The organism is Xenorhabdus sp. KK7.4 (genome assembly GCF_963876465.1).
GTDB classification, from domain to species: Bacteria; Pseudomonadota; Gammaproteobacteria; order Enterobacterales; family Enterobacteriaceae; genus Xenorhabdus; species Xenorhabdus stockiae.
Window position 1 is genome coordinate 116,572 of sequence record NZ_CAWNQF010000089.1, and the last position, 26,734, is coordinate 143,305.

Below are 26,734 nucleotides of genomic sequence, written 5' to 3' on the forward strand. Positions count from 1 at the left end.
AATCGATTTCGAGATTCAGCCAACAAAGAGGCGGCTTGAAAGACGACAGATATATCAGGATTAGCAAGATGAGTAGCGATTCACTGCTAAGTAACAGAATCTATAAAAAAGAGAGTAAGGCTAACTGATGCGTAATTTGACAGCTTCTATTCTATTGGCACTCGGGTTAACAGGTTCAGCATGGGCTGATACTACACCAGCTAATACCGCACCAGCTAATACTGCACCAACTACAGCGGTTACCGCGCCAGAAAATCAGGCTGCCACTCAGGTAGCAGCTCCGGTAACACCGGTATCTTCCGTGGCTCCACAGGCAAGTGAAGTGAAAACAGAGACACAGCAAGGTGAAGCGCAGAAAACGGACGAGGCAGCGACGGCAGAACAGCCAACAGTCACTACAGAAGTTACTGAAATAACAGAAGCTGGTGCAGTAGAAACCACAGTGGCGGCAGAAACAGAAAGCCTGTCCAGCGGTTTTGCGACGGATCTTTCCGTTTTTGGTATGTATCAGAATGCTGATGCGGTCGTAAAAAGCGTCATGATTGGTCTGGTGATTGCCTCTATTATTACATGGGCACTCTTTTTCTCTAAAGGATCGGAGCTGTTAATAGCGCGTCGCCGCTTACGTAAAGAACAACTGGCTTTAGCTAATGTTGCCAGTCTGGATGAGGCAGTAAAAATTTCCTCGGATTTCGCTAAGAACAGCATTAGCCGCCTGTTACTGAGTGAAGCACAGACTGAGCGTAGCTTATCTGCTGAAAGTACCGATAAAGACGGCACAAAAGAGCGCACCTCATTCCGTATGGAGCGCGCAGTTGCTGCAATCAGCCGTCATATGGGGCGTGGAAACGGTTATCTGGCAACTATCGGTGCAATTTCACCGTTTGTCGGCCTGTTCGGAACCGTCTGGGGGATCATGAACAGCTTCATTGGTATTGCCCATTCACAAACCACTAACCTTGCCGTTGTTGCACCGGGTATTGCAGAAGCACTGCTGGCAACCGCGCTGGGTCTGGTCGCTGCAATTCCTGCGGTCGTTATCTATAACATTTTTGCCCGTGTTATTTCATCATACCGTGGGCAGGTTGGTGATACTGCGGCACAGGCAATTTTGTTGCTTGGTCGTGATCTTGATTTGGCTGACAGAAAAACTGATAAAGCAGAAGCAAGGTAATTAATTATGGCAATACGTCTTAATGAAGATTTGGACGATAGCGGTGAATTACACGAGATTAACGTCACACCCTTTATTGATGTCATGTTAGTGCTGCTGATCATCTTTATGGTGGCCGCACCACTGGCAACCGTTGATATCAAGGTTGATTTACCGGCATCAACAGCCAAACCACAGCCACGGCCGGAGAAACCGGTCTTTCTGACGGTAAAAGCAGACAGCCAGTTATTTGTTGGTGATCAACAGGTTGATCGTGATTCGCTCTCTTCAGTATTGGATCAGACAACTCAGTCTAATAAAGAAACCACGATTTTCTTCCAGGCGGATAAAAGCGTGGATTATGAAACTCTGATGAGTGTCATGGACTCTCTGCGTAAAGCGGGTTACCTCAAAGTAGGACTGGTCGGAATGGAAGCGGTAGAGGCGAAATAAACGCTACAAAATTAATTCTGTATGAATAAAAAAACCTGCCCGAATAATAAATTCGGGCGGGTTTTTTCTATCTGATGTCAATTAAAAATAAAACTTTTTTTACTTATTTTTCCAATCAAACGGCAATAACTCACCTAATGGTAAAACCACCTCTTTATTTACTTTCACTTCGGTGTGTATATTCTCCCGATTTATCTGGCTGATAAATTCCCGACAGCGACCACAGGGAGGAATAATATCGCCGGATTTATTAACTGCGATAACTTTAATTATCCGATTTTCTCCATTTTTTATCATATCGGCAATGGCACCATGTTCTGCACAAAATCCCATAGAGCATGAAGTATCAATACTCACTCCGGTATAAATATGGCCGGAATCACACTGAATGACCGCAGCGACGTGACCATATTTAATATATTTATTTAATTGCGTCGGAGAAATAAGCTGGTGTGCAATACTTTCCATTTCATCAAAAGAGACCATAATTTATTTCCAATAAATAAACAATGAAGTTTACTCTTTAATACTACGAATAAGGTCAACAACGGATTTAGCCATTTCCTCTTCGTTCTCTCCTTCTACCCGAACAATAATTTCCATGCCATTTTTAATTCCCATCGACATAATTTTGAACATGCTTTTTAAATTAGCGACTTTATCTCCTCTGATAATTTCTACTGTGCCACTATAAGTCTTGGCTAAATTACAGAGTTGTGCCGAAGGCCGGGTATGTAGCCCCGAAGGGGCTGTTACTATTACGGAATATTCGATCATGACTTTATCTATCCCTTCGTCATTCAGTTAATGAACCACCACGTGTTTGGATAACGTTCTGATACCAATAAAATGAATCTTTCTTATAACGGGCGAGATCTTTGAGGTCGTCATCAGTGCGGTTGACGTACACAAAACCATACCGCTTTTTGTAGCCATTGCTGGTGGAAAGTAGATCAATAAAACTCCACGGATTATAGGAAAGAACAATGACACCGGAATCCATTGCCCGTTTAATCGCCTGTAGGTGCTGCTTTAAATAATCAATGCGATAGCTATCATGAATAGTGCCGTCAGATGCCAGAATATCATCAGCACCAAATCCATTTTCAGTGATCATTAATGGCTTTTGATAACGGGTATATAAATCGCGTAGCAGATACTCAAGCCCATGCGGATCAATCGCCCAATCCCAGTCGGTAGTATCAAGCTGTGGATTTTTGTGGATTTGATAGTAATCAGGCTGGATCTCATAACCGTCCATTTGCCCTTTGATACCTGTCGGATTAAAGCCATCCATACGCCTCTGAGCGCCTTCTGGTGCGGCGGCGGCTGCATGGCTGCAATAGTAATTGATGGCCAGAAAATCAGAGTACCCTTCTTTGATTAACGCCATATCTCCGTCTTCGATATTAGGTGCCAGCCCCTGATTTTTCAGGTAAATCAAAGCGGATTGATTATATTCCCCCTTCAGGTAAATATCGGTGAAATAGTAATTACGCAGATCATTGGCATTCTGGGCTGCCAGATTATCTTCCGGTTTGCTGGTCAGCGGATAAATAGCTGAATATCCCAATGCCGCCCCAACCTGACCTTCCGGCACCCATTGATGGACTAATTTGCAGGCGATGGCATGAGCCAGATTCATATGATGATTTATCTGATATTTAATCTGTTCATTATCGAGATACTGTTCAGGGATAAAACATTTTTTCGTCCAGAATTGTACGATAATGCTTTGTTCATTAATCGTCAGCCAGTACTTGACTTTCTTACCATATTCTCTGATAACAAATTCAGCGTAGTAGGCAAAATCATTGACACTTTGCCTGTCAATCCAGCCATGATATTTTTCCACCAAAGCCATTGGCATATCATAATGATAAAGTGTTGGGATTGGTGTAATACCATTTTCTAATAATTCATCGATAAGATTATGGTAAAACTGTACACCTTCATTATTCGGTTTCCCGATACCATCAGGGAAAATACGCGACCATGCGATAGAAAACCGATAGGCTTTTAATCCCAGTTCTTTCATTAATGTAACATCTTCTTTATAGCGATGATAATGATCACTGGTAATATGGGAATCAGCTAACCCGGGTTTATTATTGAGAATATCTTGCTGGGATAATTTTTTACCATATTTTTCTGCCGCACCTTCAACCTGATAAGCACTGGTTGCTGCACCCCAAAGAAAAGTTTCAGGAAATAGCGCGTTATCTTTCGTCATGATGATTTTTTCCTTTATTATCGTTCATATTTTTAATGTGTTTATATAAATCAATTATTTCTTCTCTCAGGAGTAACTCGCTACGTATCGTCATTAACGTATCCTGAGCATGAATAAATAGCAGACTCAATTTAATATCATCGCCCTGAGTCTCTTTTTGAATAACATCAGTTTGTGTTTGATGAGCTGATAACATCATTTTTCGTGCTTTTTCCATATATATGCGAGCATTTTCAAAATCGCCATTACGAGCGAATTTCATTGCTTTTTCACTTTTTTCTCTGGCATTACCTGCATCGAGAATAATTTCCATAGAAATAGCAATTAAGATATTTTCCTCACTATTCATGATTGTTTTTCCTTGTAGTAGAGTCGCTTATGCTGCGTTGAGATTTTCTTCTTCAATACGTTTTTTCTCATACACTTTAAAGAAGGGATACCAGGTCACGAGGAACACGGCCATTAGCACCAAATAACAGATGATCGCCCGCCAGTCCTCAGTAATCATGACGCTGGAAAACGGAGCGGGTATTTGACCGACCTGAATCATTTTGGCAGGGATATTCAGCCAGTCGGAGCGCATAAACACCCAGATAATGATCGGGCTGGTGATCGCATTAATCCACATCGGCAGCATGAGCAGTGGGTTGAGCACAATTGGTGTACCAAACACCAGTGGCTCATTGATATTGAAGAACGAAGGCCCGATACAGATATAACCTGTTGCCTTAAGATCTCTGGATTTTGAAAACAGCATTAAAAGATTCAGTGCGAGAGTGGCACCGGTTCCACCCATTGTGATCAACGCCGCTGTATACATGGTTTCATAAGTCACAATATTGGTCGGGGCCTGACCTGCTGCTGCCAAAGTAATATTGGTGCTGATACCAAGCATAAAAATAGGCATTTGCAGGCCAGTAAATGTCCAGACGGAAATCCCCATAGAGAATGCAATAGCCGGAATTAATGCCATCAGTATAAAGCCCGGCAGTGTCTGACCGAATGCAGCAATAGGTGAAAAGAGGTAAAGCAGACGGGAGAAAATATCAATCTCAAGGGTAAATACTAATAATGTTCCGATTCCGATAGAAAGCAGAATCGGAATAATGGCGTGTATCCAGCCAGTGACAAAATCAGGTAGAGTGCTGTCTTTCAGAAAACCTATTTTTGTGTATAAGTGGAAAAGATAGGAAACAAACAGGCCGGTGACAATCCCCAGTAAAATTCCCGCAGGGCCGAATCGTTCAAAACTGACAATCATATTACCGTCAGAAAACTCTGGCTTAATGAACATCATATAAACACAAATGGATGTCAGGCCGGCAATCAGGGTATACCGAAAATGATGAAGTTTTTCCATCATCTGATTGGCAATCATAAACGCTGTGATTAAGCCGAGCATGCCAAAAGAATATTCAGCTATTCGACCAAGATTGGGTAAAAAGGGAAGATAAGAACGAAATACATTATAAAAAAATATCAGTGAACCCGCTAAAATAAACGGGATATTTTTCTGCATGGAACCAGAAATAGCAGCAACCCATGGTCGTTTAGTGAAATTTTGCATCGCTGGTGCAAATGAATCAGATAACCACGACATAAATGCTTTCATTTTGCATCTCTCTTTATTATTTTCTCTTCCATTAATTGGATGTAAATAAAAAACCCCGGTGCTGTAAATAATAAGGTTAATGATTCAATTTATTTGTTTAGTGTGGATATGGCTAATTCCAGCAATGCCTCACCATCCAGTTTTCCATAGATATTTTGTGGTACAACAATGACGGGAATATTATAAATATCAGCATGTTTTTGGAACTCTTCTTGTTGGGAGGCGTAATGAGGTCCAAGAAATAAAATATCAATTACTGAAAAATACTCAGTAACTTCGCTTTCGCTTCTGGCTTCAACAGTAACGGATAATTCTTTTTTTCTGGCAGAATTTCTGGTTTTTGTAGCCAGCATTCCACTGGAAATACCTGCGCCACAACACAACATAATAAAAACGTTTTTCATATAAACTCCTCATTATTTTGTCGCTAATTGATTTTTGTTTTCGGATATATAAACTACTATCTTCAATTTTGATTTTATATTCAATTATCTGTTTTCACTTCAGGAGGGCAATTTTCTGTTTTTTTAATTGACTGAATTTGTAAGTTTGACGTTTTACTTTTTTATTTAATAGGGGGTTATAATGCTAAGGCCTAAGCAGAAAGAATTATTGAATTATTTAATGGAACAAAATAACCCGACTTTAGCAGTTAAATTATCTCAGGTCTTAAATGTTTCAATCAGAACCGTCAAAAGTTATGTGATGGAAATTAATGAATCCTACAGGAGTAAAATCATTATCTCCAGTCGTTCAGGGTATGTTTTATCATCTGATTCAAATCTTAAATTGAGGCAAAAACTCAGTGACTTTCCGAGAACCTATCAGGAAAGAGCGTGTTATCTGATTAAGTCTTTTCTGTTATCCAGACAAAGTAATAAAATTTATGATCTCAGTGCCGGTTTATATATCAGTGATTCAACTTTAAAATCAGTGATATATAAAATGAATGGCTCTTTTGAAAAATTCAATGTCAGGTTTTTATGCAAAAATAATCGCTTTGAAATTATAGGCTCTGAGCTGGACTTAAGGGAGTTAGTCTATCATACCATCATGGAGCAGGCAGACTACAGAACGCTGGATTTGAAAAAACTGGTAATATTATTCGGGGAACAGCAGGTTAAAACTATATCTGATATTATTACGCAGGCCTTTAATAATCAAGGCTACTCCATTTATGAACTCTCATATACAAATCTTGTGCTGCGTTTTTTGATACTGCTCAAGCGATTAAGTTATGGCAAGTATTTAAAAAATCAATTGTCCTTTATAGAAGAAAATCAGGGATTGAGGTTAATAACAGAAGAGCTGTGTGACAGGTTACAATATACTTTTAATATTCCTATAGCAGAGAATGAGAGAAACTTTTGTTACACCTTACTGAAAATCAATACCAATATTACTCAGACAGGAAACAGTAAATTAATTGAATCAGATAAATCGGGTTTATATCAGCTTTCCAGACAGGTCGCTGAATCGGTGGCGGAGCATTATCTGATTAATTTAGCAACAGATGATTTTATTTCATTATTCTTTTTGCACATTTCAGGTCTGAAAACACGCTTGCAGCACAATGTTCATACCAGAAACCCTATGTTGGATATGATAAAAAAAGAGTGTCGTACTGTTTTTGATATTGCTGTTTTTATTTCCTTACAATTAAATGAGTTTTTTGGCAAGAAACTGAATGAAGATGAGATTTCTTTTCTTGCTTTACATGTTGGTGCTGAATTTGAACGACAAAAAACTAAAGGTCACAAAGTACAGACAGTACTTTTATGTCCGGGCTATAAGGGAATTGAAAACAAAATATACCAACAGTTATTACGTGATTTTGGTGATGAAATAAATATTATTAAAATAATATCACAGCCTTCTGAACTGGCGTGTTTTGAATTTGAGTTATTGATTACAACTATAAATATTCCTTTCAGTCATAAATATGAAACAGTGTGTATATCTCCTTTTCAGATGCGAGATAGGCGTGCACAGTTGCTTGGTAAAATTGATATCGCTAATGCGAACAGGAAAAGAAGGGCGCTACAACGTAATTTTGACCTGTTTTTTGAACCGGGATTGTTCTGGTTTGAACCCGGTTTTCAGCATAGGGATGAACTTATTGGTGTGCTCTGCCAGACTATGTTTGCAAAGGGCTATACTGAGGCCGATTTTGTCAGATATGTTTATCAGCGGGAAAGTGCGTCTTCAACTGCGTTTGGTATTCTGGCATTACCACATTCAGCAAAGATGGATGCGATAAAGACTGGTGTTGCAGTCGCTATCAGCCCAAAAGGTATTCTCTGGGGAGAAAGTGAGCGTGTACATGTTGTTTTTTTAATTGCGATAAACAGAATCGACAGGGCGTGTTTTGCGGAGTGTTATGATGCGTTATTGGATATTTTCAGTCAGGATGAAATGATTAATCAGCTAAATAAAATAACTTGCTTTGAACAGTTTCGGAGAATCTTCATCAGATCAGGTGATAATGTTGATATTGAAAGATGAGGATTTTGTTAATTATTAAAAAGCAGGCGTTGAGTTTTATTATAACCTCAACGCCAATTCTTTTGCTGTGAAATAAAATTAGAATGGAAAGGTTTATTTTTTATCTGACTCAACAGATATTAATTTTATTATTGCCGTAATCTGTGGTGAAACATCTGTTTCTGGTAAAGGCGGAACCAGCCCTAATGCCATTTTCCTTAATGGCTCTGCAATGACCATAGAAATAGCCAGCTCGCTGAAAGTATTATAATTAAACTTATTCAATACTCCTCGTTCATGTTGATTGTTCAACCAGTTTTCCAAAATAACCTTACTGTTTTCGATACCGCTTTTTTGATACTTTTCCAGTAATGTATTGCGATGAGGGAAATCAGACTGTAATAATTTAAATAATCCCACTTCATTTTCAGACAAATACTTATCAGAAATATCCTTTAAATATTTTTCTAATAATATTATCACTTGATGGGAAGTACTGGCATTTTTGGTTAGAGATGGAGGGGAATTATCTTGCCAGTCTAATACAACTTGCTCAATTAGTTCTTCTCTGTTTTTAAAAAAACGGTAGAGTGTTTTTTTGGCGATTTTAGCTTTTTGGGCAATAACATCCATGGTTGTTTTGTTATAACCCTGATTTAGCAAGAGAGAAAGAGTAATGTCATGAATTTTTTGGCGTATTTCTGATTCCGGAATTGCTGGTCTGCCTCGTGCTCGCGGGTAATTTTCTGCCATTTTAGCACCTTATAGGTTGTTAATATTTATTGTACTGGATTGGCGTTGTTCATTTAAAAATATAAGGAATGCTCCCTCGAAATAAAAAGAAATATCCTAATTTCCACGAAATACAGAACTCTCCGGCAGTTGTCAATATTTACAATAAGTGATTATCATGTGGCCCATAATACTTAACAGTGAAAAATGCTGTTTAGGGTTATATCGTCTCTTTTTCATCACTGGTCTGATTTTTTATAACTTACTGTTTTTAATAATTAATTGACATAATTGATGCTATTAGAGTCTTGAATCTCTGCTCATTACGTGACCTGCTTCACAGGATAGCACTTTTGGATAAATTTTGTTAGCAAAAGGTTAAATTGGATCTTAGTATCGCTATTGCTAATTACAAAATTAACCATAAAGTAACAAAGATTGCTAAATGTTAATCCGCCTAATTAATCTTTTGGGAAATTTCTTTATTGAATAAGTGTTTCTTAGAAAGTGTATTTCATGGCGGTGGCAAAAGGTAAAATAACAATACAAGTGAGGACCATAATAATGACAAAACACAACGTAATAGCAATGGCAATAGCAATGGCAATTCCGGCTGGTTTTATAACTGGGACTGCAAATGCGGCTGAAATTTATAATAAGGATGGTAATAAAATAGATTTATATGGCAAAGCTGAAGTTCAACGTTATTTTGCTAAATCAAAAAGCAAAGAAGCAGGGGATAATTCCTTTGGTCGTATTGGTATTAGAGGAACTACCCAGCTTACAGATTCTATTTCCGGGTACGGGCGCTGGGAATTCAATATGGGTGCCAGTAGAACTGAAGTTGAAAGCAGCCAATTTGCAAGAACGCGTCTGGCTTTTGTCGGTTTTAAACTGGGTGAGTACGGCACACTGGATTATGGGCGTAACTTTGGTGTTGTCTATGATGCTAACGCTCTGACAGATATGATGTCTGTGTTTGGTGGGGATAGTATGGCCGCCACTGAGAACTTCATGATGGGTCGTGCAACAGGGCTGTTAACTTATCGTAATACTGACTTTTTCGGGTTAGTAAACGGTTTGAATTTCGCCCTGCAATATCAGGCTAAGAATGATGGCGGAACCCTAAATACCCGTAATGATATTGCGCGGCAAAATGGTGATGGTGTTGGTCTTTCCAGCTCCTATAATTTGGGACATGGTTTTACTGTAGCGGCTTCTTATGGCAATTCTAACCGTACTACAGATCAGAAAAACGGTACTGCATCAGCTAAGGTGCTGGCAAAAGGGAACAAAGCAGAAGCCTGGCTGGTATCAGCAAAATACGATAAAAATAACGTTTATCTGGCCGCTATGTATGGAGAAGCTCGTAACCTGACCCGATTCGGCAGCTCAGTGGATAACCGCGTGATGTTCGCAAACAAAACTGAAAACATTGAGTTAACCGCTCAGTATCAATTTGATTTTGGTCTGCGCCCGGGGATTGCTTATGTTTACTCCAAAGGTAAGGATTTAGGTAAGGATCTGGGTGAGAATAATTTGTTAACAAACAAAAATTCTGAAGATTTGGTGAAGTATATTTCTGTCGGTGCATCTTATAATTTCAACAAAAATCTGGGTACCTATGCTGAATATCAGATTAATCTTCTGAAAGATAATGCTTTCACAAAAGCAACTAAGCTTAATACTGATAACGTAATGGGTGTTGGCCTAGTATATCGTTTCTGATAATAGCTGAAGTAATGAGCCTCAATGGTGCTGTCATTGAGGCTCTACCCAATATTAATTAGACTTTAATCAGTTAGATCCGTCTATACACAATGGATTTTAAGATGCATCGCGGCGGCAAAGGAGCAAATCCCCTGAGCATAGATAACTATGCGACTGGGGTGAGCGAGTGTGGCCAACAAAGAGGCAGCTTGAAAGACGAAGTGTATATTATCTTTCTGCTTCACCACCCAGAGCATCAATCGTATTTTTTATCAGTGCACTTAACTCACCCGTCATCAGCGTAAAATCGGCATCAAATCGCTGGGCGATATCTTCACGATCAATATCGTCATTCTGGTCACGTAATGTTTCGCTGAACTTTATACGCTTGTAAGAGCCATCATCTGACAGCATGAACTGAATCCGCTCTTCCCAGTCCAGCGCCAGTTTGGTGACATATTTCCCGGATTCAATGTGCGTTGCTATTTCGTCAGATACCAACTCCTGTTTTTTACAACGGATAACTCCGCCTTCTTCCAGAATGGCTTTCAATTCTGCTTCATCCATCAGAGCATAACCCGCAGGCAGGTCTCCTGAACGAACCCATTCAGTTAATGTTAACTCAATCGGATCAGCAAACGTCAGAGGAACGACAGGCAATGAACCCAGCGTTTTTCTGAGTAATGCCAGATTATCTTCAGCGCGTTTGGCACTGGCGGAGTCGACAATAATCAGATGGTTAACAGTATCTATCCAGATATAAGTCTGGCTGAAACGGCTGAATGCCCTTGGTAATAAAGTATGAATCACTTCATCTTTCAGTGAGTCTTTCTCGGTTTTTTTTAATTTCCGGTGTTGCTCTCCTTCCAGACGGGCAATTTTGGCCTGAAGTTCCTGTTTAATGACCGGAGAAGGCAACATTTTTTCTTCTTTGCGTGCACAGATCAGGATCTGATTACCTGCTGCATGCGTTAGTGCTTCACCATGAGCACCCATTGGCGGAACCCAGCCTGTTTTCATCATATCCTGACTGCCACATGGGGTGAATGCCAATGGGCTTAATTGTTTTTCCAGTTCATCCGCAGAAAGCGATATTTCTCGGTTTAAACGGTAAATCATTAAATTTTTGAACCATAACATGCGGTTACCCCATATTTATGCATTGTGACGAACGTCATATAAACGTTATTTGAAAAGCGTAGCTGTGCATGATAACGAATCATGTGGTGAAGCCCTAGAAATTCATACTCGTCGTTTTGTAGGTTTTCTTTTTGTTGGTTATGCACAATTCTGAAAACAAACGTCCAATTCCTAAAACAAAGTGACGTTATAGTTCTTGATTGTTAATGCTGCTCAGGCAATGATCCTGTAACAACACGATCCAGTTAGGCTGAAAAATTCAGCTAACGGTTAACCACAGAGAAAAAGGTAAGCTATGCGTATAGGTATTGATCTTGGTGGAACCAAGATTGAAGTGATCGCATTGGGCGATCAGGGACAAGAGCTGTTTCGTAAGCGGGTAGATACTCCCCGCAATGACTACCCGCAGACTTTGGCTGCGATTGCTGGTTTGATAGCAGACGCAGAACAGGCAACTGGCCAGAGAGGAACAATTGGTATTGGTATTCCGGGTGCAATTTCACCTTTTACCGGAAAAGTTAAAAATGCCAATTCTGTCTGGCTGAATGATCAGGTACTGGACAGAGATATTTCTGCCCTGTTGGGTCGTGAAGTCCGGGTTGCCAATGATGCGAACTGTCTGGCTGTATCAGAAGCGACTGATGGGGCGGCGGCAGGTAAGCAAATGGTATTTGCGGTTATTGTCGGGACGGGTTGTGGCTCGGGTCTGGCATTTGATGGCAGAGTTCATGCAGGTGGCAATGGTCTGGCTGGAGAGTGGGGTCATAACCCATTGCCGTGGATGAACGATGAAGACCGTGCATATCAGGAAGAGGTGCGCTGTTTCTGTGGTAAACCCGGTTGTACTGAGATGTTTGTATCGGGAACCGGCTTTATGAGAGATTATTTCCGCGCCAGTGGTATACATAAAAAAGGCCATGAAATCATGGAGGCCGTGGCACAAGGGGATAAAATCGCAGAACTGGCTATCCAGCGTTATGAAAGACGTCTGGCGAGGGCACTGGCACAGGTCGTTAACTTACTTGATCCCGATGTTATTGTCTTGGGCGGTGGTATGAGTAACGTTGATCGTCTTTATCAGACTCTGCCCGGCTTAGTCAGCGAGTGGGTGTTTGGTGGCGAGTGTGCAACACCTATCAAAAAAGCGCTGCATGGTGATTCCAGTGGAGTGCGCGGAGCTGCGTGGCTATGGCCTCATTCTCATAAGTAACTGCATATTGCCCTTTATTTTTTCTGAAAGATGAAGGGCATACCATTTAGACCGATGAATAAACATAATGTATAAGACATTTCTTTTTTGTCTTTGGCTGCCTGCGTCTTGAAAAATAAATTTTACCTTAACCTGACTTAAGTTAAATTTTCAATTTAATGCATGAGTTGTATTTCTATGTTACGGGTAATAACAAAAATAAAAGTGCAATCAATGCGTATTATTAATCATATGTTTTTTATAATAATAGGAATATATTTCGCCTGATGTTGATTAAATATATTCATTGACTTTAATTTAATGAGTTTTTATAGATTATAAAAAAATCGATTTATTAAATTGTGAATAATAAAAATTAATATAAAGAATATATTTTTTGTGCTGCAGCAAAAATAGTCTGTGATGATGATATTTAAACGATAAAAGGTTTTTTTATGATTCATTTCACACATTAGTGTAAATTTTTTCTAGCCTATTTTAATTAGTGTGCACCTCTTCACGAAAAACATTGTTTTCTTTAGTTATTATAAATACGTGTAATGGGATGAATACAGCACACGAACGTAATACATCAATGTAGCACAACATGATATTGGAGATTTAATTCTCCTGTTTTTTTATTTTTCACTTTCATTTTTTAATCTTATTGCTGGTTCAATATGGCATGTTATAAATATTCTAACGAGGAAATTTCATTAGAAATAATAATCAATAATACTGGTTCTGTCATTTTTTAAACGCGTCTTTTATTTTCACGAAAATAGTGACGGGTTTTTATTGCCCTGAATATATTGCGCACAGTTCGTGATAGCGGGACGTATTACCTAAAAATTAATCTTTGTGGGTGTCTTATTATGAAAAGCATGAAGCCATTGGCTGCATTAATTGGATTATTGGTTATTTCTGGCAGCGCTGGTGCCGTTACGGTTTACAATGACAAGGGAACTAAAGTCGATTTGATTGGGCAGTTTCGTCTGAAGGCAAAAACCACCAGTCAGGATCGTGATATCAATATTCGCGATGATGGCAGCCGCATTGGTATTGGTGGTAGTCATCAATTAACCAGAGATATTCGCGTATTTGGTAAAATGGAATGGGGTTCAGATACTCAAAGATCAAATAGCGATAATTCTAAAACCAGTTTTGAAATGTACAATCGCCTTGGTTATATCGGCGCATCCCATCGTGATTATGGCCAGATTCAATTAGGCCGGACTTATATTCCTATTGATTGGGTAAAAAAATCCAGCTACGGCTATGGCAACACAGGCGTATTTTATTTCAGTGATGTTCTCAGCCGTGCAACAGGCTACAGTAATGACGGGGTGGGTAAAAACAATTTCGTGACCCGCCTACCGCAAACAATTTTTATTCAGACCAACAGTTATGAAGGTTTTAAGCTTGCTGCTACTTACAGTGGTAAATCCGGTTCAGATAAAGATCGCCAGCATGGTGATTTGCGCCACGCCTATTCTGTTGTTGGTTTCTATGAATCAAAGTTTGGCCTGAAATTTGATGCTGGTTACTCCGCGGCAACGGGAGAAGCACACCGAAAAATAGCGGGTGGCGAGCGTAAAGTTTCTGACGTCTCTCCGCAAGACAGTTTACTGGCTTTTGGTATGGAATATTACTTCCCCGGACGTCAATTCTCTGTTGGTGTGGATTACGGTCAGGCACGTTCCCGCAATTCAGGCATGATTTATCAGGAAGGCAGAAATAATAAACTCAGTTCCAATTCCGTCAAAGGAAACTGGAAGGCAAATCTGTATGGTCTGGGTGCGAAATGGCACTGGGATAAAATTGAAAGTGGCATGTATGCCGGTTATTACCTGCGTGACGGTGATTCCAACACATTCAACTATAAAAAACAGACTTACACCGTTGGTTTAGATAAACGTTTTTCAGTTTCTCAGTACAATAGCATACGTCTGTTTGTTGAAGCGGCTTACGATGATGCCCGCAGTGACAACCCGGTTTACAGAGATAAAAAACAGACCATTCTGGAAACCGGCGCACGTTTGTTTTTTTAAGTGAATAAATTCTTTCTAAGAAAAATGTTATGGGAGAACTTTTACCGGTTCTCCTCTCTACAAAGGGGTATAACATGTTGAAGCATGGGTTGAAAATTTCAGCACTGGCAATGTTGGTGGCATTTAATGTCAATGCAGCGACCGTTGATTTACGGGTTATGGAAACATCAGATGTTCATAGCAACCTGATGGATTTCGATTACTTTAAGGATAAACCGACCGAGCAGTTTGGTCTGGTTCGTACTGCCAGCCTGATTAAAGCAGCCAAATCTGAAGTGACCAATGCCATTCTGGTTGATAACGGTGACCTGATTCAGGGTAGCCCGATGGCAGATTATATGGCGGCGAAAGGGCTGAAACAGGGTGAAGTTCACCCGGCTCACCAGCTTATGAACACCATGGGTTATACCGTAGGTAACTTCGGTAACCATGAGTTCAACTTTGGTCTGGATTACCTGAAACAGGCGATAGCGGGAGCTGAGTTCCCTTATGTCAACGCCAATATTATGGATGCCAAAACCGGTAAAAACTACTTTACCCCTTATATTATTGTCGATACTCCGGTTAAAGATCGGGAAGGTAAAGAGCACACGATTAAGATCGGTTATATCGGTTTTGTGCCGCCACAGATCAGTATCTGGGATAAAGCGAATCTGGATGGCAAAGTTGTTGTCAACGATATCACCGAAACGGCGAAGAAATTCGTACCTGAAATGAAAAAAGCAGGTGCAGATCTGATTATTGCCATTCCGCACTCCGGCTTCTCGCAGGAACCCTATAAAGCGATGGCGGAAAACTCGGTTTACTACCTGAGCGAAGTTCCCGGCATTAATGCCATTATGTTCGGTCATTCTCACGGCGTTTTCCCAAATAAAGAATATGCCGGAATTAAAGGTGTCGATGTTGCTGACGGCACAGTTAATGGTATTCCTGCTGTAATGCCGGGCCAATGGGGAGATCATCTGGGCGTTGTTGATATGGTTATCAATAACGACGGTGGTGAGTGGAAAGTGGAATCTGCCAAAGCAGAAGCGCGTCCTATCTACGATAAAGCCCATAAGAAAGCACTGGTTGAGCGTGATGACAAGCTGGCGGCTATTATCGATAAAGCTAATCAGGGAACCCGTGATTTTGTCGGTAAGCACATCGGTAAAGCCTCTGCCAATATGTACAGTTACCTTGCCCTGATCCAGAGTGATCCGACGGTTCAGATCGTCAATGATGCGCAGGTTGATTACACCAAACGCTTTATCAAAGGCGATCCTGATCTGGCTGATTTACCGGTTCTGGGGGCTGCTGCACCATTCAAAGCGGGTGGACGTAAAAATGCTCCTGCTGATTTCGTTGAAGTAGAAAAAGGCGATCTGACATTCCGTAATGCCGCAGACTTGTATCTCTACCCGAACACGTTAGTTGTAGTCAAAGCGAGTGGTGCTGATGTTACTGAATGGCTGGAATGCTCAGTGGGTATGTATAACCAAATCGATCCGAACTCGACTCAGCCACAGGAATTACTGAACTGGGATGGTTTCCGTACTTATAATTTCGATACTATTAGTGGCGTCAATTATAAGGTAGAGCTGACTCAACCCGCGAAATACGATACGGATTGCCAGCTGATCAATAAAGATGCGAACCGTATCAAGGATGTTACTTATCAGGGTAAACCTATCGATCCAAAAGCCACCTTCCTGATTGCCACCAATAACTACCGTGGTTACGGCGGTAAATTTGCCGGAACCGGAGAAGCTCATATCGCATTTGCTTCACCGGATGAAAACCGCTCCGTTCTGGCAGCTTATATTTCCAGAACAACCAAAGAGCAGGGTGTGGTATCGACACAGGCAGAAAATAACTGGTCATTCCTGCCAATCAAAACAGATAAGCAACTGGATATCCGTTTTGAAACATCTCCATCAGAAAAAGCAGCGAAATTTATTAAAGAACATGCCCAATATCCGGTGAAATACTTGAAAAATGATGATGTTGGGTTTGCCATTTATCAAATTGATCTGACCGATAAAAAATAACGCTTAATTGTACTTCCTATAAATTTCAGATTGCAGCCCAAGAGCTGCAATCTGAAGGATGACGATTACATTTTGATAGCTGATTTAAAGAGATAATGAGATGAATTATAAATATAAATTACTTCCGATTGTGATTGGCGCAGCATTGCTGGCAGGGTGTGCAACCAAGCCAGCTAATGAATCATCAAATATCGTGGATGTACGAGTTCTGGGTCTGAATGATTTTCATGGCGCGTTGAAGGCACCTAAAAATCAGTCCGGCGGTATTGAACATATGGCAACGCTGATTAAAGAGCTGAAACAGGATAACCCGAATAATATCGTGGTTGCCGCAGGTGATTTAATTGGTGCCAGTCCGTTGCTCTCCTCAATGTTCCACGATGAACCCAGTATTGAAGCTCTGACCCTTGCTGGTCTGGAAGCCACTTCGGTGGGGAATCACGAATTTGATAAAGGTAAAACTGAGCTGTTGCGTAAACAGAATGGTGGCTGTCATCCGGTAACAGGTTGTCAGGGGCCAGCACCATTTAAAGGCGCTGGGTTTCAGTATCTGTCGGCTAACGTCACAGTTGATGAAACAGGTAAAACCTTATTCCCGGAATATGTCATTAAAGAATTTGAAGGGATTCCTGTGGCCTTTATTGGCCTGACACTGGAAGGCACACCGGCAATTGTAACGCCTCAGGGAACGGCAGGTCTGAGCTTTTCCAATGAAGTTAAAACCATCAATGCGCTGGTGCCAGAATTGCAGAAAAAGGGTGTAAAAGCCATTGGGGTATTGATCCACGAAGGTGCAATGCAAAGACGTGACGCTGGTGGTGTTGATGTTAATGCCTGCAATGGTATAACCGGAAAAATCATCGATATCGTCAATCAGTTGGATCAAGAAGTGGATTTCGTGATCAGCGGCCATACTCATCAGGCTTATAACTGCGTGATTAATGGTAAATCGGTCACTTCTGCTCAGGCTAATGGTGCCTTGATCACTAAGCTGGATCTGAAACTGGATAAAACCACCAGAGACGTTGTCGATTTCAAAGCGAAAAATATTTGGGTTGATAACTATAAATATGGCAAAGACCCGAAAGTGACGGAACTATTATCTTCTTACGAAAAAATAGCGACGCCTCTGGCAAATCGCGTGATCGGGAAACTGGAAAGTGATCTGAATAAGAAACCGACATCCGGTGGTGAATCTGCGTTGGGTAAAGTGATCGCAGATGCACACCTGTATGCCACTACGGCAAAAGAGAGTGGCGGTGCCGTGATTGCTTTTGTAAATAATGGCGGTATCCGTGCGCCAATGGATGCAGGGGATGTCACTTATAACGCGATTTACACCGTGCAGCCTTTCTCTAATGTGATGGTGACTAAGACGCTGACCGGTGAACAGATCAAGCGTGCGTTGGAACAACAGTGGGATCGCACGCGCCCAAGTGTGATGGCGGTATCCTATACCCTTGAATATTCGTGGGATAGTTCAAAACCGGCAGGCCAGCGTGTGATCGCCAGCTCTATGAAGATTAATGGCAAGCCAGTTGATATGAAAGCCAAATACCGTGTAGCGGCTAACGAATATCTGGCAACCGGAGGCAGTAATTTCTCCGTATTTAAAGAAGGCACCGATCCGGTATACAGTGTTCCTGATGTGGACGCGGTGGTGAAATATTTTGCCGAGAAATCACCGATTGCTTACCCGAAAAAAGACAGGATCACGGATATAAGTAGCCAATAATGTGATGGTGATTATAAATACAAAAAATTACTGTAGATAAAATCACCAGCAAACAGGTACTGTAATCTTTCGGCTGTTTTAAATAATAAGTGCAATGCTAATTGTTATGCATTGCACTTATATTTTTAATCTTTTCAAATTAAGTGAATATATTACTTATAATCGTAATATTTATAACGTAATAATAATTAAGGTAGTAATAATAAATGAGATATTGAATAAATAATAAAAACAGTTATGGAGAGCGCTAATATGCAAAAAATGATGGCGAGGCTAATAAAAAATAAAATTGCCAGAGTATTAACCTGTTCTATAAGTCTTATACTGGGAAGTGCCACATATTCTTACGCTGCTGTAGTCCCTGCCGGAACCCAATTAGCCGAAAAGCAAGAAATCACCCGCAATAATTTTTCCGAACCCGCTTCTTTGGATCCACATAAATCTGATGGGAGTAGTGAATTTGATATTTTAGTGGATCTTTTTGAACGTTTAGTGGATACCGACAAAGAAGAGAAAATTATCCCGGCTTTAGCCGAACGTTGGGAAACTAAAGATAATAAAACGTGGTTTTTTTATTTAAGAAAAGAGGCTAAGTGGTCAGATGGTTCGCCGGTAACTGCCCATGATGTGGTGTTCACTTGGCGGCGGTTGGTGACACCGGATACTGTTTCTCCTTATGGTAGTTATCTGGTTCAGGCTAATGTTATCAATGCACAGGCTGTATTATCCGGTAAGAAAAAACCGGAAGAGCTTGGCATTAAGGCTCTGAATGATACAACCTTAGAAGTCACACTGGAAAAGCCAAAAGCAGGCCTTTTGCAAATGTTGGCACATGCGGTTATGTCTCCACTTAATGAAAAGGTTGTTACAAAATATGGTAACAAATGGACACAACCACAATTCTTTGTCAGTAACGGGCCTTTTACACTTTCTGAGTGGGTTGTGAATGAGAAAATTGTTGGTGTCAGAAACCCTCATTATTGGGATAATAAAAATACTATAATTAACAAAGTCACTTACTTGCCAATATCTGATCATAAGGCGGATCTTAATCGTTATATGGCAGGGGAAATTGATATATCAAATGGTGGACCAGCAGATTTCTTTTCTAAATTACAAAAAGAATTGGGTGATCAATTCCATATTAAACCGATAATGAGTGTTTATTATTATCTTTTCAATACGCAAAAGCCGCCATTTAATGATGTGCGGGTCAGGCAGGCATTGACCTTAGCCCTAGATAGGGATGTAATTGCTGGAAAGGTATTAGGACAAGGACAAAGGCCCGCTTACTATGTTGTGTCTGAGGGTAGTGGAGGAATGGATTTAAAACAACCTGATTATGCTTCTTGGACTCAGGAACAACGCGTTGAAAAAGCCAAAGCGTTATTAAATGAAGCGGGTTTTAATGAAGTTAATCCACTGAAATTTAAACTTTTATATAATACCTCTGATGGTCATAAGAGAATTGCTATTGCTGCCAGTTCGATGTGGAAAAAGAACCTCGGAGTTGATGCTATTTTGGAAAATCAGGAAACGAAATCACAGACTGAATCGTTGTATCAGGGAAACTTTGAAGTTGGCAGGTATGGCTGGCAGGCAGATTATAATAGTCCATTTACCTTTCTGGAAATATTCATGACAGGAAATACAAATAATATAACGAAATACAATAATCCGAAATTTGATGAGTTAGTACTAAAGGCAGATGAATCTAATGATCAAGCGATTTATCAAAAAGCACTTGATATTCTTACTCATGATTCACCAGCCATCCCAGTTTATTATTATGTTCGTGTTAAGCTAGTTAAGCCCTATGTCGGTGGCCTGTTTATCAGTCCATTGGGACATATTATGACAAAAGATCTTTATATTATTAAACATTGATTTTAAATGGAGATAGCCTGCTTATGACAGGCTATTTCTAAATTAAAGATCTAATTAAAATCGTTAACGTAAAGAAAGTAAAAATATAATAATAGGGGTAAACAAACGATGCAGAAAATAATTGCTGGAATGATAAAAAACACAACATCGAAAGTATTAACCTGTTCAATAGCCATTGCATTAGGCAGTATTAGTTTTTCTGCTCAGGCGGCTGTTGTGCCACCCGGCACAGAGTTGGCAGAAAAACAGGAAATCGTGCGTAATAATGGCTCATTTCCTGCTTCATTAGATGTACATAAAGTAGAAAGTAATACTGAGTTAGATATCATTCATGATTTGTTTGATGGTCTGGTTTACACCGACAAGAAAGGTAATATCGAACCCAGACTGGCAGAGCGTTGGGAAACCAAGGATAACCAGACATGGGTTTTCCATTTAAGAAAAGGTATTAAATGGTCAGATGGTACACCAATTACCGCTCATGATGTCGTATTCAGCTGGCGGCGTTTACTTGAGCCGACAATGGGTTCGCCTTATGGTAGTTATCTTGCAACCGCTCATGTGACAAATGCGAATGATGTATTACTGGGTAAGAAAAAAGGCGAAGAGCTTGGGGTAAAAGCGCTGGATGATTCTACATTGGAAGTGAAATTGGATAAGCCAGTCGCGTATTTCTTACAAATGTTAACTCATCCGGTTATGGTTCCTATCAGTGAAAAAACAGTCAATAAATATGGTGATAGGTGGACGCAGCCTGAAACATTCGTTGGTAGTGGTGCTTTTAAACTGTCTGAGTGGACAGTGAATGAGAAGGTCGTTGGGGTCAGAAATCCTCAATATTGGGATGATAAAAACACAGTCATTAATAAAGTGACTTATGTCACCATCGTATCTGAAAAAGCCGATCTGAACCGTTATCTGGCGGGTGAAATTGATATAACTAAAACAATCGCATTAGATGCCTTTGCATCATTAAAAAAAGAAATTCCCGATCAGATGCATATTACGCCTATGCTATCCACTTATTATTATGCTTTTAATAACAAGAAACCGCCATTCAATGATGTTAGGGTCAGGTTAGCATTAAGTTTAGCCATTGACAGAGATGTTATTGCCGATAAGGTTTTGGGGCAGGGGCAATTACCGGCTTATAATGTCCTTCCACCTAATATTGGTGGGGTAAATTTAACTCCGCCTGAATATGCAGGGTGGACACAAGAACAGCGGATTAAAAAAGCCAGAGAATTATTAAATGAAGCCGGATTCAATAAAAATAATCCACTAAAAATTGATTTGCTTTATAACACAAGAGAAACTCATAAAAAAATAGCTATAGCAGTCAGTTCAATGTGGAAAAAAAATCTTGATGTGAATGCTGTATTGCAAAATCAGGAATGGAAAGTCATGCTGGATAATATGCATCAGGGTAAATTTGATATAGTCAGGTATGCATGGATAGCAGATTATAATAGCCCGATGTCATTTCTGGATATTTTCGTAACAGGCAATAGTAATAATATCCAGCTCTATGAAAATAGTAATTTTGATCAAATGGTTCTTAAATCAGGGGAAACTAACGACATAAAACATTATCAAAATGCAATGGATATCATAACCAATGACACACCTGTTATTCCTATTTATTACTACGTGAGTAATAAGATGGTAAAACCTTATATTGGTGGTTTTCATCCTACTCCCATGGAATATATTTCAACGAAAGATCTTTATGTCATAAAACATTAATAAATAGATAGAGGGTCTTAATAGGCTCTCATCCCATTTGCAGGATTAAAACAATGAAAATAAAAAATATTAAAAATAGAGCCATAAAACAATTATCCTGTCTGTCTGCAATAATATTGGCCGGTGTAGTCACTGTATCCCATGCAGCCATTATTCCCCCCGGAACACAATTAGCGGAAAAGCAGGAAGTGGTACGTAATAATGGTGGTGAACCCGTTTCATTGGATGTACATAAAGTTGAAAGTGATACCGATTTTAATATTATCTATGATTTTTTCGATAATCTGGTGTATACCGACAAACAAGGTAATATTGCTCCCTTATTAGCAACTAGCTGGGAAACTCAGGATAATCAAAACTGGGTCTTTCGTTTAAGACAGGATGCTAGATGGTCTGATGGTTCTTCTATCACTGCCCATGATGTGGTTTTTAGCTGGCAGCGTTTACTTGATCCGGCAGTCGGCTCACCTTATGGAAACTATCTTATTGATGCTGCGGTAATGAATGCTAAAGATGTGCTTAAAGGCACAAAGAGTGCCAATGAATTAGGCATAAAAGCATTGGATAATTATACGTTCGAAGTGAAGTTAGATAAACCTATCGGGGATTTTATACAGAGACTGGCTCACCCTGTCATGGTTCCTGTCAGCGAAAAAGTGGTCAGAAAATATGGTGATAAATGGATACAGCCTGAACACTTTGTTAGTAGCGGCGCATTTAGATTATCTGAGTGGATAGTTAATGAAAAAATAGTGGGTATTAGAAACCCCTATTATTGGGATAATAAAAATGTTGTTATTAATAAAGTCACTTATCTTGCTTTAGAATCAGCTAAATCTGATTTGAACCGTTATTTGGCAGGTGAAATTGATATTACTCTGACAATTCCCCAGGATTCGTTTGCATCATTAAAGCAAAAATATCCGGAACAAGTGCATGTTTCTCCCAGACTGGGAGCCTATTATTATGAAATTAATAACGGAAAAGCACCGTTTACTGATATTCGGGTCAGGCAGGCATTAAATCTGGCAATAGACAGAGATGTTATCGCTGATAAAGTGTTAGGGCAGGGGCAAAAGCCTATTTATACTTTCCTACCTCCCGGTATTGGCGGTTTTGATTTTAAACAACCGGATTTTGCTGATTGGACGCAGGAACAGCGGGTTGAAAAAGCCAGAGCATTATTAAAGGAAGCCGGATTTAACCAGAACAATCCACTTAAATTTACTCTGTTGTATAACACGCTTGAAGCTCATAAGAAAGTGGCTATTGCCCTCAGCTCAATGTGGAAAAAAAATCTGGGCATTGAGGCAACCCTACAAAATCAAGAATGGAAAGTAGTGCTCGATAATAAATATCAGGGTAAATATGATCTTGTCAGATATGGCTGGATTGCAGACTATGATAGCCCGATGACATATTTCAATATATTCACTACAGACCACACACAAAATTCATCATATTATTCAAATAAACAATTTGATCAATTAGTTATGGAATCAGGGAAAACAAATGATAAATCGGGTTATCAAAAGGCACTAAATATTATTACTGAGGATACCCCAATTATCCCTATTTATTCGGCTGTAAATCATAAAATGATTAAACCTTATCTTGGTGGTGTTTATGTTGATCCACGAGGCTATTATCTGACAAAAGATATGTATGTGATTAAACACTAAATACGGATCTAATAAAATGATTGCTCATATCTCTGATCACGGAGATATGAGCTAATACTACATGATAATTGTGATGTGTGTTGTGTTTTTGAAAACTAATGTTGTAATTTTGTTAATAAAATAATCTCTATATGAAATTATTATTTTTGAATTTAATTATAACTTTGTTTTGAATTTTAACATTAATTTATATGTATGATACCAGATATTATGTTTTTTTAGATTTGTTTTGTTGTATTTTAGATGTGTTATTTATTTTTATTTGTTCATTGCAAGGTCATATTTTATTTTTTATCATGAATTAATGTTGTTGATTATTATTCAATGGAGAATTATTTCCCTCTCAATCAATAAAATAAATACTTTATTAAATCAGGTGATTATGGTGATAATGGTCACGATAAAATATTGTAATGAATAGTATCACACGTATGTAATGAGGCCAGATAGCAATAAGAAATAAACATTGACATCAGATGTTAGCAAGAATTATAAAACAACCAGCAGGGCTGAAATTTTTATAAGTTTTTACTGAGTTATGAAGGGTAGAGAGCACACGTATTTAGTGGGCATGTATATTTCTGACTACAATTAGTAAATTGATATGATAAAAATAAATAATTTATATTTTAGCTATCGAAACAGGGAAATCCAGAATGGATTTTTTAAGAATTTATTTAAATCAAATGAAACTGAGGTGAAATTATTTGAAAGCCTAAGTATTGAAATATTTAATGATGAGAAAATTATTGGATTGTTGGGGAAAAATGGAGCAGGTAAAACAACATTAATAAAGTTAATTACGGGAATTTTAACACCAAACTCTGGTGATATTACCGTGTTTGGCACTTCTCCACATGGGCGTCCTGCAAAGCTTTTATCTAACCTTGGTGTCCTTTTTGGAAATAGGTCAATGCTCTGGGAGGAGTTATCTCTTTATGAGAATATAGAACTTTTTTCAAAAATATATAAACGTATTTATGATAAAGATCATGTTGAGAGCATGATAGAGATGATGAACCTTAGAAATATTGCAAGGAAACCAGCAAAAACGTGTTCTTTAGGCCAGTCTGTCAAGTCTAATTTATTAATACATATGTTGAATAAGCCAAAACTTCTTATTTTGGATGAGCCAACAATTGGCCTTGATATCGAATCACAGATTTTATTACGTAATATTTTAAAAGATTATGCTGATAATAATGAGAGTAAAATACTTATTACTTCACATAATATGATAGATATAGCTGATATTTGTAAGGATATTATCTTTCTGAAAGAGGGTGAAGTATCAAGAGTAAACCTGAATGAGTGTGATTCCAAGGAAAAGAATGCGATATATTTAGAGAGGTTATTCTTGTGATTGCTAAATTCTCTTTTATAGAAACTATCAGAGCTAAGAATATTATATTAGGCTACTACTTTCTTATAATAACACTGTATGCTGTTGAATTATCTTTTTGGAGTACAATGACAAGTTCAAGTGATTTTGCTCATTACACACGTAATGAGATAATCACTTATATATTATGGTCAGTGATGATTTTTCAGTTAACAAGTATTTCAGGATTTCCGGAGAGGTTAGCATTCAATATTGAAGATGGTAGTGTTGATAGATTAATCATCATGCCAAAGTCAATATTGCTGTATTATTCTGAGTATGCTTTTGGGCAGATGTTAGCCAGAATGTTTGTTATGTCTCCATTAGTTATTTTTATCATCTGGTATCAGGGTAATTTGCCAAACCTTTTATGGTTATTGGTTGCATTATGTATAGGCTTATTTATAAATTTATATTTAACAATGATATTATCTTGTATGGCTTTTAAGTTCAGAGGGGCTTACTCCTTTATTATGGTAAAGGATACGTTATCATGGGCATTATCAGGTGCCGTAATACCATTAGATGTATTTAATGACACCATAAAAATGTTTTTTAATTATATTCCTTTTCAATACATTACTTACGTCCCTGTTAAAATTGCAACAAATTCAATCTCTCTTTACTTTATACTGAGTGGTTTATTGGTAATGTTCTTCCTGATGATAACTTTCAGTGTCATCTGGCGTTATATGATAAAATATAATCAAGGGTATAATGGCAATGCTTAATATTATATTTATAGGGTTTAAAAATAGTTTATCAGAAGCTAAAAAAAGCCCTTTTAATTTTTGGATGGCGGCTTTTATTAATTTTAATTTCTATGTGGCGCAGGGTTTTTTCTGGTATGCCATTTTAGGCTCAAAGTCTTCTAATTATATTTTGTCTAATGACTTCGTTCTTATCTTTTTTACTACTGTATGTCTGGTAGATAACTTTTATCTTTTTTTATTCGGAAGAGGAAGTTTTTTACTGACAAATAAAGTTAAATCATTGAGGTTAGATCCACATTTGATATTGCCGATAAATACTCAATTTCTTTATGTTGCAACAGGCATTGCATTTGAACACTTTTTATTGTCATTTTTATCTTTAATCTTGTTTTTTGCTGTTCATATTTATTTAAATACTGATATTTTGTACATGTTTTTACATTTAATCATGGTCTTTGAGGGGGTTTTAGTTCTGACAGCGATCACATGGATTATAAGAACAAGCATATTCTGGACGTCTGCTTTAGTGAGTATTAAATATTCTAACCCTTGTTTTAAGGTGTTAGTCAGGCCTGAGCAGTCTTTTCACGGCTTGATACGTATTATTCTGATGTTTGTGCTTCCCTGTTTATTTATAACTGGTGTTCCGGCTTCAGTTGCCAATGGAATAATGAGTGTGAAATGGTTTTTTATTCAGTCAGCCATTACATTAATTTTAATTATTTTAGCGAAAGTGTTTTTTGATATTGGCGTTAGAAGATATGCCAAATATGTAACGTAATAACAAGTATTGAAGTGTTTTT

The 26,734-nt window shown here is 38.7% G+C and carries 22 protein-coding genes; 14 read left to right on the forward strand and 8 right to left on the reverse strand.

Annotated elements, in window-relative coordinates; all coding sequences use genetic code 11:
* Nucleotides 1–127: 127 nt before the first annotated feature.
* Together exbB and exbD are read left to right on the forward strand one after the other, a co-directional pair.
* A complete protein-coding gene (gene exbB, locus AACS90_RS15995; RefSeq protein ID WP_099120694.1) occupies nt 128–1,174 on the forward strand; it encodes a tonB-system energizer ExbB in 1,047 nt (348 codons plus the stop codon).
* Nucleotides 1,175–1,180: 6 nt separating this feature from the next.
* Nucleotides 1,181–1,606 (forward strand): TonB system transport protein ExbD, encoded by a 426-nt coding sequence (gene exbD / locus AACS90_RS16000; protein WP_099108776.1) that lies wholly within the window; start codon nt 1,181–1,183, stop codon nt 1,604–1,606.
* 99 nt (nt 1,607–1,705) lie between these two features.
* On the opposite strand, the gene AACS90_RS16005 is transcribed toward exbD, so the two are convergent.
* The 6 genes from AACS90_RS16005 to AACS90_RS16030 all read right to left on the reverse strand — a co-directional run bounded on the left by AACS90_RS16005 (nt 1,706) and on the right by AACS90_RS16030 (nt 5,855).
* Nucleotides 1,706–2,092 carry a cytidine deaminase family protein gene (locus AACS90_RS16005; protein ID WP_193757138.1) on the reverse strand — a complete coding sequence of 129 codons (387 nt, stop codon included), beginning with the start codon at nt 2,090–2,092 and terminating at the stop codon, nt 1,706–1,708.
* A 30-nt stretch (nt 2,093–2,122) separates the two neighbouring features.
* Complete coding sequence (locus AACS90_RS16010) at nt 2,123–2,383, reverse strand: HPr family phosphocarrier protein (protein WP_099120696.1); 261 nt, start codon at nt 2,381–2,383, stop codon at nt 2,123–2,125.
* 19 nt (nt 2,384–2,402) lie between these two features.
* Nucleotides 2,403–3,839, reverse strand: coding sequence for a glycoside hydrolase family 1 protein (locus AACS90_RS16015; RefSeq protein ID WP_099120697.1), 1,437 nt, complete (start codon nt 3,837–3,839; stop codon nt 2,403–2,405).
* Nucleotides 3,826–4,188, reverse strand: a complete 363-nt coding sequence (locus AACS90_RS16020; RefSeq protein ID WP_206601831.1) for a PTS lactose/cellobiose transporter subunit IIA — start codon at nt 4,186–4,188, stop codon at nt 3,826–3,828. Before AACS90_RS16020 ends, AACS90_RS16015 begins: the two co-directional genes overlap by 14 nt.
* A gap of 27 nt (nt 4,189–4,215) precedes the next feature.
* The gene (locus AACS90_RS16025; RefSeq protein WP_099120698.1) at nt 4,216–5,451 is read right to left on the reverse strand and encodes a PTS transporter subunit EIIC; all 1,236 of its coding nucleotides are present in this window, start codon (nt 5,449–5,451) and stop codon (nt 4,216–4,218) included.
* Nucleotides 5,452–5,540: 89 nt separating this feature from the next.
* Nucleotides 5,541–5,855, reverse strand: a complete 315-nt coding sequence (locus tag AACS90_RS16030) for a PTS sugar transporter subunit IIB (RefSeq protein WP_099120700.1) — start codon at nt 5,853–5,855, stop codon at nt 5,541–5,543.
* 181 nt (nt 5,856–6,036) lie between these two features.
* Between AACS90_RS16030 and AACS90_RS16035 the strand changes: the two genes are divergently transcribed.
* Nucleotides 6,037–7,956 carry a BglG family transcription antiterminator gene (locus tag AACS90_RS16035; RefSeq protein WP_099120702.1) on the forward strand — a complete coding sequence of 640 codons (1,920 nt, stop codon included), beginning with the start codon at nt 6,037–6,039 and terminating at the stop codon, nt 7,954–7,956.
* Between the two features lie 93 nt (nt 7,957–8,049).
* Here AACS90_RS16035 and AACS90_RS16040 read toward each other — a convergent pair whose 3' ends face one another.
* Entirely contained in the window at nt 8,050–8,688 is a 639-nt protein-coding gene (locus AACS90_RS16040; RefSeq protein WP_099120704.1) for a TetR/AcrR family transcriptional regulator, read from the reverse strand.
* Nucleotides 8,689–9,231: 543 nt separating this feature from the next.
* Between AACS90_RS16040 and AACS90_RS16045 the strand changes: the two genes are divergently transcribed.
* Nucleotides 9,232–10,395 carry a porin gene (locus tag AACS90_RS16045; protein WP_099120705.1) on the forward strand — a complete coding sequence of 388 codons (1,164 nt, stop codon included), beginning with the start codon at nt 9,232–9,234 and terminating at the stop codon, nt 10,393–10,395.
* A gap of 210 nt (nt 10,396–10,605) precedes the next feature.
* Here AACS90_RS16045 and rdgC read toward each other — a convergent pair whose 3' ends face one another.
* Nucleotides 10,606–11,517 (reverse strand): recombination-associated protein RdgC, encoded by a 912-nt coding sequence (gene rdgC, locus AACS90_RS16050; protein ID WP_099120707.1) that lies wholly within the window; start codon nt 11,515–11,517, stop codon nt 10,606–10,608.
* A gap of 295 nt (nt 11,518–11,812) precedes the next feature.
* On the opposite strand from rdgC, the gene mak reads away from it, so the two are divergent.
* The 10 genes from mak to AACS90_RS16100 all read left to right on the forward strand — a co-directional run bounded on the left by mak (nt 11,813) and on the right by AACS90_RS16100 (nt 26,712).
* A complete protein-coding gene (gene mak, locus AACS90_RS16055) occupies nt 11,813–12,727 on the forward strand; it encodes a fructokinase (RefSeq protein ID WP_099120709.1) in 915 nt (304 codons plus the stop codon).
* Nucleotides 12,728–13,581: 854 nt separating this feature from the next.
* Nucleotides 13,582–14,757: a porin gene (locus AACS90_RS16060; protein ID WP_099120711.1), complete on the forward strand. Its 1,176-nt coding sequence runs from the start codon at nt 13,582–13,584 to the stop codon at nt 14,755–14,757.
* A gap of 74 nt (nt 14,758–14,831) precedes the next feature.
* Nucleotides 14,832–16,787 (forward strand): bifunctional 2',3'-cyclic-nucleotide 2'-phosphodiesterase/3'-nucleotidase, encoded by a 1,956-nt coding sequence (locus AACS90_RS16065; protein WP_099120712.1) that lies wholly within the window; start codon nt 14,832–14,834, stop codon nt 16,785–16,787.
* 100 nt (nt 16,788–16,887) lie between these two features.
* Nucleotides 16,888–18,522 (forward strand): bifunctional metallophosphatase/5'-nucleotidase, encoded by a 1,635-nt coding sequence (locus AACS90_RS16070; RefSeq protein ID WP_099120713.1) that lies wholly within the window; start codon nt 16,888–16,890, stop codon nt 18,520–18,522.
* Between the two features lie 252 nt (nt 18,523–18,774).
* Nucleotides 18,775–20,409: an ABC transporter substrate-binding protein gene (locus AACS90_RS16075; RefSeq protein ID WP_241538184.1), complete on the forward strand. Its 1,635-nt coding sequence runs from the start codon at nt 18,775–18,777 to the stop codon at nt 20,407–20,409.
* A 108-nt stretch (nt 20,410–20,517) separates the two neighbouring features.
* Nucleotides 20,518–22,155, forward strand: a complete 1,638-nt coding sequence (locus AACS90_RS16080) for an ABC transporter substrate-binding protein (protein ID WP_099120717.1) — start codon at nt 20,518–20,520, stop codon at nt 22,153–22,155.
* 53 nt (nt 22,156–22,208) lie between these two features.
* Nucleotides 22,209–23,837, forward strand: a complete 1,629-nt coding sequence (locus AACS90_RS16085; protein ID WP_099120718.1) for an ABC transporter substrate-binding protein — start codon at nt 22,209–22,211, stop codon at nt 23,835–23,837.
* Nucleotides 23,838–24,441: 604 nt separating this feature from the next.
* Complete coding sequence (locus AACS90_RS16090) at nt 24,442–25,200, forward strand: ATP-binding cassette domain-containing protein (protein WP_099120719.1); 759 nt, start codon at nt 24,442–24,444, stop codon at nt 25,198–25,200.
* A complete protein-coding gene (locus AACS90_RS16095) occupies nt 25,197–25,949 on the forward strand; it encodes an ABC-2 family transporter protein (RefSeq protein ID WP_099120721.1) in 753 nt (250 codons plus the stop codon). The genes AACS90_RS16090 and AACS90_RS16095 overlap by 4 nt, the downstream gene beginning before the upstream one ends.
* Entirely contained in the window at nt 25,936–26,712 is a 777-nt protein-coding gene (locus tag AACS90_RS16100; RefSeq protein ID WP_241538185.1) for an ABC-2 family transporter protein, read from the forward strand. The genes AACS90_RS16095 and AACS90_RS16100 overlap by 14 nt, the downstream gene beginning before the upstream one ends.
* The last annotated feature ends 22 nt before the right edge of the window (nt 26,713–26,734 follow it).

Excerpts from the sequence above, each read along its gene's own strand:
- exbB (WP_099120694.1), top strand. The coding sequence starts at position 128 with ATGCGTAATTTGACAGCTTCTATTCTATTGGCACTCGGGTTAACAGGT.
- exbD (WP_099108776.1), top strand. The coding sequence starts at position 1,181 with ATGGCAATACGTCTTAATGAAGATTTGGACGATAGCGGTGAATTACAC.
- AACS90_RS16005 (WP_193757138.1), bottom strand. The coding sequence starts at position 2,092 with ATGGTCTCTTTTGATGAAATGGAAAGTATTGCACACCAGCTTATTTCT.
- AACS90_RS16010 (WP_099120696.1), bottom strand. The coding sequence starts at position 2,383 with ATGATCGAATATTCCGTAATAGTAACAGCCCCTTCGGGGCTACATACC.
- AACS90_RS16015 (WP_099120697.1), bottom strand. The coding sequence starts at position 3,839 with ATGACGAAAGATAACGCGCTATTTCCTGAAACTTTTCTTTGGGGTGCA.
- AACS90_RS16020 (WP_206601831.1), bottom strand. The coding sequence starts at position 4,188 with ATGAATAGTGAGGAAAATATCTTAATTGCTATTTCTATGGAAATTATT.
- AACS90_RS16025 (WP_099120698.1), bottom strand. The coding sequence starts at position 5,451 with ATGAAAGCATTTATGTCGTGGTTATCTGATTCATTTGCACCAGCGATG.
- AACS90_RS16030 (WP_099120700.1), bottom strand. The coding sequence starts at position 5,855 with ATGAAAAACGTTTTTATTATGTTGTGTTGTGGCGCAGGTATTTCCAGT.
- AACS90_RS16035 (WP_099120702.1), top strand. The coding sequence starts at position 6,037 with ATGCTAAGGCCTAAGCAGAAAGAATTATTGAATTATTTAATGGAACAA.
- AACS90_RS16040 (WP_099120704.1), bottom strand. The coding sequence starts at position 8,688 with ATGGCAGAAAATTACCCGCGAGCACGAGGCAGACCAGCAATTCCGGAA.
- AACS90_RS16045 (WP_099120705.1), top strand. The coding sequence starts at position 9,232 with ATGACAAAACACAACGTAATAGCAATGGCAATAGCAATGGCAATTCCG.
- rdgC (WP_099120707.1), bottom strand. The coding sequence starts at position 11,517 with ATGTTATGGTTCAAAAATTTAATGATTTACCGTTTAAACCGAGAAATA.
- mak (WP_099120709.1), top strand. The coding sequence starts at position 11,813 with ATGCGTATAGGTATTGATCTTGGTGGAACCAAGATTGAAGTGATCGCA.
- AACS90_RS16060 (WP_099120711.1), top strand. The coding sequence starts at position 13,582 with ATGAAAAGCATGAAGCCATTGGCTGCATTAATTGGATTATTGGTTATT.
- AACS90_RS16065 (WP_099120712.1), top strand. The coding sequence starts at position 14,832 with ATGTTGAAGCATGGGTTGAAAATTTCAGCACTGGCAATGTTGGTGGCA.
- AACS90_RS16070 (WP_099120713.1), top strand. The coding sequence starts at position 16,888 with ATGAATTATAAATATAAATTACTTCCGATTGTGATTGGCGCAGCATTG.
- AACS90_RS16075 (WP_241538184.1), top strand. The coding sequence starts at position 18,775 with ATGCAAAAAATGATGGCGAGGCTAATAAAAAATAAAATTGCCAGAGTA.
- AACS90_RS16080 (WP_099120717.1), top strand. The coding sequence starts at position 20,518 with ATGCAGAAAATAATTGCTGGAATGATAAAAAACACAACATCGAAAGTA.
- AACS90_RS16085 (WP_099120718.1), top strand. The coding sequence starts at position 22,209 with ATGAAAATAAAAAATATTAAAAATAGAGCCATAAAACAATTATCCTGT.
- AACS90_RS16090 (WP_099120719.1), top strand. The coding sequence starts at position 24,442 with ATGATAAAAATAAATAATTTATATTTTAGCTATCGAAACAGGGAAATC.
- AACS90_RS16100 (WP_241538185.1), top strand. The coding sequence starts at position 25,936 with ATGGCAATGCTTAATATTATATTTATAGGGTTTAAAAATAGTTTATCA.